We start from the raw sequence: 12,829 nt of genomic DNA, 5'->3' as shown, positions 1-12,829 counted from the left end.
ATTCGAAATCACTTCTTGAGCTGATCCAGATCCCAGCAGCTGTTCGTCGACATCGTGTCCTTGCTGATGATCTTGTTTGGCGTGTACAGCGCGAACTTCACGGCGCCTGCTGCTTCCTTCGATTGCAGCAACACCTTGATCGCGTTGTTCAGATCGCGGCCCTGGCCTTCGACGTCGTAGGAGATGACCTCCTTGAACGTTCCGTTTTCCACCCCTTGGCATGCCGTCTTGTTGCCACCACCGGATGTGATCAGATAAATATCCTTGCCGGACTCCTGGATCGCGGCGCCCGTTCCGGCGTCCATCACATCCCAAAAGCCGATGATGCCGCACAGGTCTGGGTTCTGCTGGATCACCGTTTGTGCGATACCGCGCGCCTTCGACTGGTCCCAGTCGCCGGTCTGGCTGGAAACGATCTTGATGTCGTCATGCCCCTTCAGCGTCTCGGAGATCGCATTGAGCTGATAGACACTTGCAGCGGCCGTCGCCGGCCCCTGGATGATCGCGATCTTGCCGCTCTTGCCGCTCGCCTTGCCGCATTTCTCGATCATGCGATTGGCCGCATACTGGCCGATGCCATACCAGTCCGCCCCGACAAAAGCGTCCGTCTGGTAACTCGACTTCATGTTGACCTGGATGACCTTGATCCCCGAATCCTCGGCCTTCTTCAGCGTGCGTGCGTAGGACGCGACGTCGAAATTCTGCACCACGATCACGTCGGGTTTTTCGGTGATCGCCTGGGTCAATGCACGCGTGCCGGTATCCGTGCTCCAGTTGGCGTCGCGGATATCGAGGGTGTAGCCCACACGTGTCGCCTCCTTCTGCATGATCGCCGCCCAACCCTCCGGCAGATCGAAACTCATGGACATCGGCACGAAGATGACCTTCTTGCCGGCGAGTGTATCAAGCGTCGGCTGTCTCAATTCGTCGACCATGCCCTCCTGGGCATGGGCAGCGCCCAATGAGAGAATGCCGGCCACGACCGCTGCCGCGGCATATTTCACTATCATCATGTTGGTTTCCTCCCGTTGGATGATATTGAGCGTCAGATGTCTCCCTGCTGCGACGTCTGTTCATCGCGAGGGTTGAGAAGCGCGTCCACGATCAAGGCTCCAAGCAGCACCGTGCTTTTGACCAGGTTCTGGACGGTGTAGGAGATGTCGAGGATCGTCATGCCGTTGAGCAGGAGACCGATCAGCACCGTGCCGACCAGCACGTTGCGGACGCCTCCCCGTCCGCCGGTGAGGCCGATGCCACCCAGGATGACCACCAGCAGAACGTCGTAGATGAGCGTCGAATTGACCATCCTCATGTTCATGCTGGCGACGGAGGCCGCTGTCACGCAGCCGGCGAGAAAGGCCATGACGCCGGAAAGCACGTATTGGAGGATGATCATCGGCCTGACGGGAATGCCCGTGATCCGCGCGGTCGAGATGTTGTCGCCGATGGCGTAGATGAACCGCCCGAGCCCTGTCTTGCGAAGAAGGAAATAGAGCGCGGCGGCACAGACCGCGAAAAGCCAGATCGGTACCGGGATGCCAAGAAGGCTGCCGCGCCCCAGGAACAGGAACCAGTTTAGGTTGTCCGGAACATTGTTGACGTCGAGCGTGGCGATCACGCCGCGCCCCAGTCCGTAGACGATCGCCGATACGGCAAGGGTCGCAAAGATGGCGGGGATTTCGACATAGGCGATCAGAAAACCCATGATGATCGCGACGACGATGACGAAGGCAAGGCCGAGCACCAAGGCCGTTGAAAACGCATAGCCCTGGTTGGCCAGAACAATCGAGAACGTCAGCGAGACGGCCATCACCGCGACCAGCGAAAGATCCACGCCGCGTCCGATCACGACGACCGCCATGCCCAGGCTCAGCATGCCGAGCATGGCGACGTTTCGGATCAGGTTGAGGATGTTGTCCCGGCTGAGAAAGTTGTCGAGCGTGATCGAGAAATAAGCGAACAGAGCGATCGATACCAGGAATACGATCAGCTCCTGCGTCACGCCGATGCGATGGCCGACGCCTTTGCGCGGGGCATTCGATCCCAGGTCTTGGGGAGTGCTCGACACGGTCACTTCCCCTTTTCGGCGAAAGCAGCAAGGCCACGCTTGGCATCGTCGCTCCTGAAAGTCCGCTGCCCCAGGATCGCTTCCTGGCGGAATGCCTCTGTCAGCGGCAAGTCTTGCAGTGTGAGAGCGGCTTCCTTGATCGTCTGGACGGCGGTCGGGCTCAGGCTTGCGACATGATGCGCCGTTTCAAACGCCACACGCTCGACGTCCCGGCTATCCACCGCCTGATTGACCACGCCTTTGGCGACCATCTCGGCCGCCGTGAAGCGTCGCGCAGTCAGCATGATCTCCATCGCGTGGGCGTAACCGATCTGCCTGACAAGGCGCACCAGCGTCCCGCCGGCAGGCACAAAGCCGAGGGTCGCCTCAGGCAGCTGGAAGATGGCGTCATGCGCCGCAATCCGGATATCGGTGGCGAGCATGATCTCGAATCCACCGCCAAGGCACATGCCCCGGATCGCGCTTATAATCGGCTTGAAGAACCCGGGAAACTTGATATGCGCCGGATCCCAAGCGGAAATGTCGAAAGCATCCGCGGCAAGCGCGGGAATGGATTCCTTCAGGTCGGCTCCGACGCAAAAAGCACGCCCGCCGCTGCCGGCGAGGACGACCGCCCGAATGGCATCGTCATCCTTGGCTGCCTTGAAGGCGCGGCCCAGATCCTCATACATGGCCAAGGTCAGCGCATTGAGCTTCTCCGGCCGATCGATCCGGACTGTTGCGACGTAACCGTCCTGGGTAAAGTCGATGCCCATCTAGATCGCTCCCCCGGTCTTGAGCGCATGCAACTCCTCTGGGGAAAGGCCTGCCAATTTCCCAAGGATCAGGTCATTGTGCTCTCCCGGCGCGGGCGCCGATTGGGGCGCGACCTCGACGGCGCCCGAAAGCTTTATCGGCAGCCCAAACATGCCGATAAGCTTGCCCGCGATGGGAACCTTGACGATCATGTTGCGAGCGGCGATGTGTGGATCCTCGACGACTTCCGCAATCGTCTTGATCGCGCTCAGCGGGATCTTGTCGCCCGCGATCTCCTCCAGTTCGGCCTTGGTGTAGCGGCTGAACCAGCGGTTAAGCAGCGGATTGACCTTCGTCTCCGCCACTGTCGGATCGAACCGCTTCTCCATCGTGTCGATGGCAGGGTCGGATGCCTTGTCGGGCTCGCCGAACAGAGCGCAGGTAATCGCCCAGAACTTGTCCGTGTAGCCGCCGAAGAACACATAGCCGTCCTTGCAGGGGAACTGGCCGTAGGGGCGCACGAAGGGATGGTCATTGCCGAGTGGTGAGGCGATTTCATTCTTCCCCGTGTAACGGACAACAGCATTTTCCGTCAGCGTCAGCACGGAGTCCTGTTGCGAGACGTCGACCACCTGTCCGAGGCCGCTTTTGTCCGCCTCGCGCAGGGCTGCGAGAGTGCCGATCGCAGCATACAAGGACGCCGCGAGGTCGCCGATGATAGTGCCCACCCGAACCGGCGGTCGGTCCGCATAGCCGTTCATCGACCACAGGCCGCCTGACGCCTGTCCGGTGTTGTCATAGGCAGGCTTTGATGCGTTTGGCCCGCTGCGGCCGTAGCCGCTGATCGCGGTGTAGATCAGCTTGGGGTTTTCAGCTTTGAGGACCTCGTATCCGAGATCCAGCCTGTCCATGGTTCTCGGTCGAAAATTCTCGACCAGCACGTCGGCCCGGCGCACGAGCTTTTTCAAGAGCGCCTTGCCGTCAGCGGATTTGAGATTGATCGTGATTCCCAGCTTGTTGCGGTTGAACTGCGAAAAGAAGGCGCTGAGTTCCGCACCCTCGTCGCCGACGAAAGGAGGGAAGGTACGGGCGTAGTCCGGTTCGTCGGGATGCTCCACCTTGATCACGGTCGCGCCAAGGTCGGCCAGCAACATGGAGCAGAAGGGGCCGGCGACGACACGTGTGATGTCGAGAACGGTCACTCCGCTTAGAGGGCCCGTCCGTGTTGGAATCGCGTCATTCCCATATGCTTCGGTCACGTCATTCTCCCGGAAAACAATCCTGAGAGATATCTGCCCGGATTTCTGGATCGCGCAATCGAGCATTGCCGGCCGCCGCATCGCCAACCGACGGCAACTGATTTTTCAGCATCGCGGTACCGCATGATCTCAGACCTTTTCCGCCCTGATCAGCTCAAGTACATCCTTGGCGCGATCGACGCGCACGTCATGGTTCGCAGACAGCGTCGACGCCACCTTGTCGATCTCGTCGCCGGTTGCGCCGGCCACAATTGCGATGTTGCGGGCGTGCAGCGCCATATGGCCTCGCTGGATGCCCTCGGTGGCCAATGCACGCAATGCCCCCATGTTTTGCGAAAGCCCAACCGCCACCGCCACCTCGGCAAGTTCCTGGGCACTCTCAACGCCGAGGATCTTGAGGGCGGCACGGGCTGCCGGATGGGTCTTTGTCGCACCACCCACAAGGCCCAGGGCCATGGGCATCTCCAGGGTGCCGACGAGATGACCCTTGGCATCAAGCTCCCAGGTCGACAACGATGTGTAACGCCCTGAGCGCGAAGCCCACACATGCGCGCCCGCTTCTATGGCCCGCCAGTCGTTGCCGGTGGCTACCACGATCGGATCGATACCGTTCATGATGCCCTTGTTGTGGGTGGCGGCGCGGTAGGGGTCGACGATGGCAAGGGCACATGCTTCGACAATGCCGCGAGCGATACGATCACCCTTGTATTCTTCGGTCTGCAGCGTCTCCGGGGTGACTGTGACCATTGCGCGGGCGATGCGCAGATCGGCAAAGTTGGACAGAATGCGAAGTCGCACGACGCCGCCGGTTATCGCTTCGATCATCGGCGCGACGGCTTCGGCCATTGTATTGACCGTGTTTGCGCCCATGGCATCGCGCACATCGACGATTAGGTGAACGACAACCATGGGGCCGGCAGTTGTCTGATCAAATACGTGTACCTCGACATCGCGGCACCCTCCGCCAAGCGATATCAGGACCTTGTCCTTGACATTTGCAGCAGCAATGATCGCCTCTCGTTCCCTCAGGATGCGGGCCCGCGCGCCGTGCGGGTCGCGCACTTCAAGAACTTGCACCTGTGCCCGCATGATCGGCCCGGTGCTCGAGGTGAAGAAGCCACCGCTCTTGCGGGCAAGACGGGCCATGTACGACGCCGCCGCCACGACAGATGGCTCTTCGACGGCCATCGGGATCAGGTAGTCTCGGCCATTGATTGTAAAATTTGTGGCCACGCCGATCGGTAGCTCAAACGTCCCAATGACGTTCTCGATCATGCCATCGGCCAGCGCAATCGGGAGGCCGCCGCCTGCAAAAACGCCGCGTTCGGTATCGGTGAGCGACATCACATCGCCAACCCGGCCAAGTCTCTCGGTCGGCGAAAGATTCCGCAGGTTCTCAATGCGCGAATTTATGGCGGAACGCGTTCTGCCGTTTTCTGCGTCGGTCACAGGCGCCTCCCACGCGATGTATAATTTTTCTTCTTGAAACAAAAATGATCATTGTTACCATCTCATGAAAGGTACAGATCAAAGAATTTGTCTGAATCTGTACCCATAGGAGGCGACGTTGAGGGCGACAAATCCAAGCGGCAAATCCGGTGAAACTCTTGCGGAGAATGTCGCAGCGAGGCTGGTCGCGGAGATTGCAGCGGGCAACCGTTCGCCGGGAAGCAAGCTACCCTCAATCAGGAATGCGGCCCGCGACTACGGCGTCTCCAAGAACACTATTGTCGAAGCCTACGACAGATTGGCGGCATCCGGTCACGTCATACCGAAGGCACGCTCCGGATTCACAGTCAGCAAGACTGCGCAAACGAACGGGATGAGGCCAAAACACGTATCGGAAGCCGTCGATATCGCTTCGCTTCTCAATGCGCAGTTGGAGGAAAGCTTTGAGATCCGTGTCGGCGACGGGCGTCCGCCCCCAGCATGGACGGAGGAGTCGGAAATCCGACGCCATCTTGGTTTTCTCGGGCGTGGCCCCTCACCAGGCGCGGATGGCTATGGGTCCGCTTGGGGTTTCCCACCTCTACGGCAGCAGATTGCCCGGCGTTTGGGGAACCAGCACATTCAAGCGACTGAAAAGGAAATCTTGCTGACGTTCGGCGCCAATCACGCGCTCGATCTCGTCGTTCGGGCGTTCTTGGCGCCTGGCGACGTCGTGCTCGTCGACGAGCCCGGATACTACCCGCTCTTCGCCAAGCTCAAACTGGCCCAGGTGCGGGTCATTGGCGTCCGGCGCCTGCCTGACGGGCCAGACGTTGAGGATTTCACGGCTAAGGTTTCAGCGGAGCGGCCAAAACTGTTCTTCACGCAGTCAATTGGCCACAATCCGACCGGCGGCTCAATCAGTCTGTCTGTCGCGCACTCAATCCTCACCGCTGCGGCGAAGCACAACGTCACCATCGTTGAGGACGATCCTTTCGCGGACCTCTCGCTCGTTGCGCCCAATCGGCTTGCAACGCTCGACCAGCTCAATCATGTGATTTCGATCGGCACATTTTCCAAGACGCTGTCTGCAAGTCTGCGGTCAGGTCATATCGCGGGCCGTGCCGACAAGATCGCCGCACTTGCGGAACTGAAAATGCTGACGACGGTGAACAGTTCTGGCCACGTGGAGAGGCTCCTGCACCGACTGACGTCCGAAGGTCACTATGATCGCCACCTCAAGCGCCTCGCACAGCGCATAGAAGCGGCCGCAACTCGCGTCCACGCAGCCCTCGGCCGAAACGGTTATTCCATCTTCGCCGGCAATGGGGGTGGCTATTATCTTTACCTCCTGCTGCCCGAAGGTATCGATGACATTGAACTGGCCCGACTGGGGGCCAAGGAAAGCATTTTCATTGCGCCTGGCAGCGTCTTTTGTATCGACAAGAAAAGTCCAATGGCGGCTGGCATCCGGATAAATGTGTCACGGGCGGAGGACGAGAGGTTTTTCGACTTTTTGCTGCGAAAACTCTTGTAGCATCAACAAACAGAAGCTGATCAAACCGGTACGCAAGCGTCTGCTTTCGGGCAACGGCAAGATCGGCCTGTACGACCGACATGGGCGCCTTGCAGCCCGACCGAATCGGGGCCGGAATCGGACTGCCAGCTTCTAGGCTCAGATCGCCAGAAGCGGACTTAACAGGAGGTCTGTGTGCCTCGGCCTGAACTGATCCCAACGCGGACAGCGAAATTGAGAAGAATAGACCCGCTCTCGCCGATAGAGCCGTGGAGCCTAAGGTTCGAATCTCACACGCGCGCCACACGGGGTAACGATGAGAACCATGTCTACTCTATTGCTGTCTAGAGCCCTCCAACCATCAGCCAACCGCGGGTCTAAGTTCCTGTCGCTTCAATCCCGATGGCGTAGCGCGTCGATAATGACCTTGAATGCGGGTAGATTCTGTCGGCGGCTCGGATAGTAGAGGAAATAGCCGTCGAAGAGGGGCGACCAATCATCGAGAACCTGAACTAGCAGGCTCGAAGCGATGTGCCGCTCCACGATGTTCTCGGGAACATAGGCGATGCCGTAGCCACTCGCTGCGGCGTCGATCATAGCGTAGGTGTTGTTGAAGGTAAGTTGACCGTCCACACGGACACGCAGCGCCTGTCCATCCTTCTCGAACTCCCAGGCGTAGAGGCCGCCGGCGGTCTCTTGACGCATGTTGATGCAGACATGTCGGACCAAATCCTGCGGGTGTCTCGGTACGCCATGCTCGGCCAGATAGTCGGGCGACGCCACGGCAACCAAGCGCCAGTCTGGGCCGATCCGCACTGCGATCATGTCCTTTTCAACGCTTTCGCCCAGCCGGACGCCTGCGTCGAAGCCTTCCTCGACGATGTTGCGGAATGTGCTGTCCAGGATCAGTTCGACAGCGATATCCGGATAGGCGCTGAGAACCTGCTTCAGCTTGGGCCAAACCACGCTTTCCAGCGCGTGGTCGGACAAGGTCAGCCGGATCGAGCCTGACGGCTTTTCGCGGAAGGCCATCAATGCCGCGATCTCATCCTCGATTTCGCCGATGCGCGGGGCGATCGTTCGTAGGAGCCGCTCGCCTGCGGCTGTCGTCGCGACATTGCGCGTGGTGCGGGTCAGGAGGCGTATGCCCATTCGCGCCTCGAGCTGCTTGATCGTGTGGCTGAGCGTCGATTGCGCCACGCCGAGCTTTGCCGCAGCCCTGGTGAAGCTGCGCTCTTCGGCGACGGCCTGAAACCACGTCAGTTGGTTGAGGTCGGGTTTGGCCATGAGGTTCCTTCGTTTGCCCCCCAGCACATTAATCGATGCAGTCGATTAGTTCATGCAAATTTCGATGACTAATCGTTCTATGGCAAAGCCGCTAGATGTGCATTGCAACAATTCAGCACGGGCAAAGAACCGATCGCTGGACGGCTGCGCGCACCGCCGCAGGAACGCTGAACCGCAATCGGTTCTGGCGGCTGCTGAAACCCGAACGTCCACACTGATGGCTCACTCAGCGAAGCGCCCCAACCCAATTGGGCCAAAAGGAGATCGGTAATGCCTGTGAACACCCCTGACACGAAAACATCAGCTCGCACAATCCACCGGCGCGAGCTGTTGAAGCTGACCGGCGCAGGCGTCGCCGCATTGGGCGCTGTTTCAATATCCAACCCCCTCGAAGCGAAGGCTCAGAATATGTCAAACGAATGGGATAAGGTCTTTCCGCTCAGCGACAAGATCGATCACGAGAAGATAACGTTCAAGAACCGCTACGGAATCACGCTGTCGGGTGATCTCTATCTGCCGAAGGACCGTGCCCGCGGACGCCTGCCGGCGCTTGCCGTCGGTGGTCCGTTCGGCGCTGTTAAGGAACAATCGTCTGGCCTCTACGCGCAGACGATGGCCGAGCGCGGCTTTGTCACCCTGGCCTTCGATCCGTCTTATACCGGCGAAAGCGGCGGCGAGCCGCGCAACGTGGCCTCGCCGGACATTAACACCGAGGATTTCAGCGCGGCCGTCGACTATCTCGGCCTGCACGCTTCGGTCGACCGCGAGCGCATCGGCGTCATCGGCATCTGCGGCTGGGGCGGCATGGCTTTGAATGCCGTCGCCGCGGACAAGCGCGTCAAGGCCGTGGTGGCGAGCACCATGTACGACATGACTCGCGTCATGTCGAAGGGCTACAACGACAGCGTGACCCTGGAGCAGCGCACGCAGGCGCTGGAACAGATGAGCCGGCAGCGCTGGGCGGACGCGGAAAACGGCGCGCCGGCTTATCAACCGCCCTTCAATGAACTTAAGGGTGCCGAGGCGCAGTTCCTGGTCGACTATCACGACTATTACATGACGCGGCGCGGCTATCATGCGCGCGCGGTCAACTCAGGCAATTCCTGGACGCAGACGACGCCGCTGTCATTCATGAACATGCCGATCGTGACCTACATCGCGGAAATCTCGCCGCGCCCGGTCTTGTTCATCCATGGCGAAAAGGCCCATTCGCGCTACTTCAGCGAAACTGCCTTCGCGGCAGCGGCGGAGCCGAAGGAACTCATGATCATTCCGGGTGCCAACCACACCGATCTTTACGACAAGCTGGACGTGATCCCGTTCGACAAGCTGACCAGCTTCTTCAATCAGCATCTCGCTGCTTGACGACCAGGTCCTATCTCCAAGCGCGCGGTCGTGTGCCGAAACAATGGACATGGCCGCACCAATTGGGAGACTTCAAATGACACGCGACGCCGCATGGTTTTCACGTCGCGCTTTGCTGGCAGGCGCTGCCAGCTTCGCACTTCCCTCCTCGGTGCGCTCTCAGAACAACGTAGCCACGGATGGGAAAGGAGACACCATGCGCCTTAGATTCATCTTCGCGGATCAGGATTTCACGGCAACGCTGGAGGACAATCCTTCCGCGCACGATCTGGTCTCGATGCTGCCGCTGGACCTGACGATCGACGACTATTCGACCAACGAGAAGATCGCCTATCTGCCGCGCAAGCTAACCGAGAAAGGCAGCGGTCGCTTCGGGAGCGAGGCCGTGGGCGATCTCTGCTACTACGCCCCCTGGGGCAATCTGGCAATTTTTCATGGTCCCTATCGGTGGTCGCGCGGCCTAATACGGCTCGGGCGACTGGACCACGGACCGGCGCCGCTTCTGCTGCGCGGAGAACATCCGCTGCGCGTCGAAACACTGTGATCCATGGAGGTCATCATGCAGATCTATCGTGCCGGAAAAACACCTTCCCGTCCCGGCCCCGCCGACTGGTTTACCGGCCGCGTGCGCATCGACGCGCTGTTCAACCCGGCGGCTCCCGATCGCGTGCAGGGAGCGCTCGTCACTTTCGAGCCGAGCGCGCGCACGGCCTGGCATACTCATCCGCTTGGCCAGACGCTGATCGTCACCTCTGGCCTTGGCCGTGTTCAGCGCGAGGGCGGGCCGATCGAAGAAATCCGTCCCGGCGACGTCGTCTGGTTCGATCCGGGCGAAAAGCATTGGCACGGCGCGTCGTCCGAGGCCGCCATGAGCCATATAGCGCTCCAGGAGGTTAAGGACGGCAAGGTCGTCGACTGGATGGAGCATGTGACGGACGCACAATACGACGCCTGAGAACCAAATCATCAATTCTGGAGAACTGCCATGATCAAGGACAAGGTCGTAATCATCACCGGAGCATCGTCAGGCATCGGCGAAGCAACCGCGAAGCTGCTCGCGGGCAAAGGCGCCAAGGTCGTCCTTGGCGCGCGGCGCGCCGATAGGCTGAAACGGATCGCCGACGAGATCGCGAAGAACGGCGGTCAGGCGACCTACAAGGTACTGGACGTGACGAAGCAGTCCGATAACGACGCTATCGTCGAGCTGGCCAGGAAGGCGTTCGGCCGCGTCGATGTCATGTTCCTGAACGCCGGCCTCATGCCGAGCTCGCCACTATCGGCACTGAAGACCGACGACTGGCACCAGATGGTCGACGTGAACGTCAAGGGTGTCTTGAACGGCGTGGCCGCGGTGCTGCCGGAGTTCATCGCACGGAAATCCGGATACGTCATCGCGACCTCATCGGTCGCCGGGCTCAAGGCTTACCCGAACGGCGCGGTCTATGGAGGCACGAAATGGTTCGTGCGCAACTTCATGGAAGTCCTGCGCATGGAATCCGCCATGGAAGGGACGAACATCCGCACGGCGACCATCTATCCGGCCGCGATCAACACAGAGCTGCTTGAAACGATCAGCGACGAAGGCACGGCCGCCGCGATGCAGAACACCTATGACAAATACGGAATCTCGCCGGACCGGATCGCTGACGTCGTTGCGTTCGCCATCGATGCACCGGAAGACACCACGATCAACGAGTTCACGGTCGGGCCCGCCAACCAACCCTGGTGATCAGAACTAAAGTCTCCGAAGTAACGTCACCAGATTGCTTCCGACGAATGACAGACCTGCCGACATCGTCAACACCATCGCGTTCGGTCGCGGTTAGCCTGCTGCCAACCATGGCGGCGGTGTTGGCCGGGTTTGTTGTCATCGGCGCAGCGTTGCCTGTGCTTCCGCTGCACGTCAGCCACAATCTGGGTTTCGGTAGCGTCGTTGTCGGCATGGTGGCGGGAACGCAGTTCGCGGCATCCCTGGTCTCACGCGTGTGGTCGGGTTCCTTTGCCGACGCGAACGGAGGAAAACGAGCCGTTCTCGTGGGCCTGGTTACGGCAGCGGCTGCCGGGCTGCTCTATCTTCTGTCCGTTGCCGTCGCGCGTTCGCCCGTTCTCTCCGTCTCGATCCTTGTCGTCGGACGCGCGGTGCTCGGCGGTGCCGAGAGCTTCATCATCAGGGGTGGCGTGGCCTGGGGCCTGGCGCTCGTGGATGCCGGGCATTCCGGGAAAGTCATTGCATGGGTCGGCACTGCGATGTTCGCGGCATTGGCCTTCAGCGGACCTTTCGGAGCCATATTGTTCACAGCCTACGGCTTTGCGGCGATAGGGCTGCTGACCACATTATTGCCGTTGCTTGTATTGGGATCGCTCATGCGAGCACCAAACCCTCGGATCCAGTTGCGGCAGAGAAAATCCGATTTGAGAGCGGTTTTTGGCGCCGTGTGGCTGCCAGGCCTTGGTGCGGCACTCGCCAGTGTCGGCTACTGCTCAATCCTTGCCTTCAGCTCCCTTCTGTATGCCGACAATCATTGGCGACCCGTCTGGGTTGGATTTACGGCGTTTGGAGCTGCGCTGATCGCAGCGCGTATGATCTGCGGTCATCTGCCTGACAGATACGGCGGTGCGAAGATCGCCCTGCTGTTCGTGCTCGTGCAGTCAGCCGGGCTTCTGCTCATGGGGTTGGCACGAAGCAGTGTGCTTGCTTCCTCCGGAGCCGCGCTGGCGGGCCTGGGCTACTCCCTGGTCTACCCCGCGCTTGGCGTGGAGGCGGTAGGTGGCACATCGCCGGAAAGCCGCGGCTTGGCGATGGGCATCTACACGGCCTTTCTGGATGTCGCGATGGCTCTAGGAAGCCCGGCGTTGGGATGGGCTGCCGATCGAGCAGGCTTGAGCGTTGTCTTCTTTATCAGCGCCGGTGTCACCTTTTGTACAACCGCCATTGCATTGCATTTAGCGTACAATACCCGTCGAGGCCGACAGGCGGACTACCGCGGACGTTCGTTAAACCGGCCAAAGTAGCCATTCAATCGCAGGGATATCATATGACTGCTTGCGCGTGACCGCGACCTCCGGAGCGGTCGCCTGAACGTCGGCTTTCAGAACAGGCAAAGCTGGTCTCTCGGTCCGGCTTGAGGCGCGAAGCAGACTGGCGGCCTTGGGCCGGGAGCAGTAAGTCCG

At 60.2% G+C, this 12,829-nt stretch carries 12 protein-coding genes; 6 read left to right on the top strand and 6 right to left on the bottom strand.

The window, feature by feature from the left end; genetic code table 11:
* Positions 1 to 8 precede the first annotated feature (8 nt).
* From EN861_RS32740 to EN861_RS32720, 5 genes are all read right to left on the bottom strand, one after another.
* Positions 9 to 1,013, bottom strand: coding sequence for a sugar ABC transporter substrate-binding protein (locus tag EN861_RS32740; protein ID WP_127278775.1), 1,005 nt, complete (start codon positions 1,011 to 1,013; stop codon positions 9 to 11).
* Between the two features lie 32 nt (positions 1,014 to 1,045).
* Positions 1,046 to 2,008, bottom strand: coding sequence for an ABC transporter permease (locus EN861_RS32735; RefSeq protein WP_210212420.1), 963 nt, complete (start codon positions 2,006 to 2,008; stop codon positions 1,046 to 1,048).
* 62 nt (positions 2,009 to 2,070) lie between these two features.
* Positions 2,071 to 2,823: an enoyl-CoA hydratase/isomerase family protein gene (locus EN861_RS32730; RefSeq protein ID WP_135867628.1), complete on the bottom strand. Its 753-nt coding sequence runs from the start codon at positions 2,821 to 2,823 to the stop codon at positions 2,071 to 2,073.
* Complete coding sequence (locus tag EN861_RS32725) at positions 2,824 to 4,062, bottom strand: CoA transferase (protein ID WP_245464518.1); 1,239 nt, start codon at positions 4,060 to 4,062, stop codon at positions 2,824 to 2,826. It lies immediately after the preceding gene.
* A 129-nt stretch (positions 4,063 to 4,191) separates the two neighbouring features.
* Positions 4,192 to 5,511 carry a hydroxymethylglutaryl-CoA reductase, degradative gene (locus EN861_RS32720; protein ID WP_127280677.1) on the bottom strand — a complete coding sequence of 440 codons (1,320 nt, stop codon included), beginning with the start codon at positions 5,509 to 5,511 and terminating at the stop codon, positions 4,192 to 4,194.
* 118 nt (positions 5,512 to 5,629) lie between these two features.
* Between EN861_RS32720 and EN861_RS32715 the strand changes: the two genes are divergently transcribed.
* On the top strand, positions 5,630 to 7,027 hold the full coding sequence (locus EN861_RS32715) for a PLP-dependent aminotransferase family protein (RefSeq protein ID WP_135867627.1): 1,398 nt from the start codon (positions 5,630 to 5,632) through the stop codon (positions 7,025 to 7,027).
* Positions 7,028 to 7,399: 372 nt separating this feature from the next.
* On the opposite strand, the gene EN861_RS32710 is transcribed toward EN861_RS32715, so the two are convergent.
* Positions 7,400 to 8,293 (bottom strand): LysR family transcriptional regulator, encoded by an 894-nt coding sequence (locus EN861_RS32710; RefSeq protein ID WP_127279418.1) that lies wholly within the window; start codon positions 8,291 to 8,293, stop codon positions 7,400 to 7,402.
* 270 nt (positions 8,294 to 8,563) lie between these two features.
* On the opposite strand from EN861_RS32710, the gene EN861_RS32705 reads away from it, so the two are divergent.
* The 5 genes from EN861_RS32705 (at position 8,564) to EN861_RS32685 (ending at position 12,670) form a co-directional block, all read left to right on the top strand.
* On the top strand, positions 8,564 to 9,658 hold the full coding sequence (locus EN861_RS32705; RefSeq protein WP_127279417.1) for an alpha/beta hydrolase: 1,095 nt from the start codon (positions 8,564 to 8,566) through the stop codon (positions 9,656 to 9,658).
* Positions 9,659 to 9,734: 76 nt separating this feature from the next.
* Entirely contained in the window at positions 9,735 to 10,202 is a 468-nt protein-coding gene (locus EN861_RS32700; protein WP_210235204.1) for a cyclophilin-like fold protein, read from the top strand.
* Between the two features lie 15 nt (positions 10,203 to 10,217).
* Positions 10,218 to 10,613, top strand: a complete 396-nt coding sequence (locus EN861_RS32695; RefSeq protein WP_135867626.1) for a cupin domain-containing protein — start codon at positions 10,218 to 10,220, stop codon at positions 10,611 to 10,613.
* Positions 10,614 to 10,643: 30 nt separating this feature from the next.
* A complete protein-coding gene (locus tag EN861_RS32690) occupies positions 10,644 to 11,387 on the top strand; it encodes an SDR family oxidoreductase (protein ID WP_127279415.1) in 744 nt (247 codons plus the stop codon).
* Between the two features lie 47 nt (positions 11,388 to 11,434).
* The gene (locus EN861_RS32685; protein ID WP_135867625.1) at positions 11,435 to 12,670 is read left to right on the top strand and encodes an arabinose transporter; all 1,236 of its coding nucleotides are present in this window, start codon (positions 11,435 to 11,437) and stop codon (positions 12,668 to 12,670) included.
* Positions 12,671 to 12,829 lie beyond the last annotated feature (159 nt).

Source organism: Mesorhizobium sp. M8A.F.Ca.ET.218.01.1.1 (genome assembly GCF_004791165.1).
GTDB lineage: Bacteria > Pseudomonadota > Alphaproteobacteria > Rhizobiales > Rhizobiaceae > Mesorhizobium.
This window is presented reverse-complemented; position numbering and strand designations above follow the sequence as displayed.

Excerpts from the sequence above, each read along its gene's own strand:
- EN861_RS32695 (WP_135867626.1), top strand. The coding sequence starts at position 10,218 with ATGCAGATCTATCGTGCCGGAAAAACACCTTCCCGTCCCGGCCCCGCC.
- EN861_RS32705 (WP_127279417.1), top strand. The coding sequence starts at position 8,564 with ATGCCTGTGAACACCCCTGACACGAAAACATCAGCTCGCACAATCCAC.
- EN861_RS32710 (WP_127279418.1), bottom strand. The coding sequence starts at position 8,293 with ATGGCCAAACCCGACCTCAACCAACTGACGTGGTTTCAGGCCGTCGCC.
- EN861_RS32730 (WP_135867628.1), bottom strand. The coding sequence starts at position 2,823 with ATGGGCATCGACTTTACCCAGGACGGTTACGTCGCAACAGTCCGGATC.
- EN861_RS32740 (WP_127278775.1), bottom strand. The coding sequence starts at position 1,013 with ATGATGATAGTGAAATATGCCGCGGCAGCGGTCGTGGCCGGCATTCTC.
- EN861_RS32700 (WP_210235204.1), top strand. The coding sequence starts at position 9,735 with ATGACACGCGACGCCGCATGGTTTTCACGTCGCGCTTTGCTGGCAGGC.
- EN861_RS32690 (WP_127279415.1), top strand. The coding sequence starts at position 10,644 with ATGATCAAGGACAAGGTCGTAATCATCACCGGAGCATCGTCAGGCATC.
- EN861_RS32685 (WP_135867625.1), top strand. The coding sequence starts at position 11,435 with ATGACAGACCTGCCGACATCGTCAACACCATCGCGTTCGGTCGCGGTT.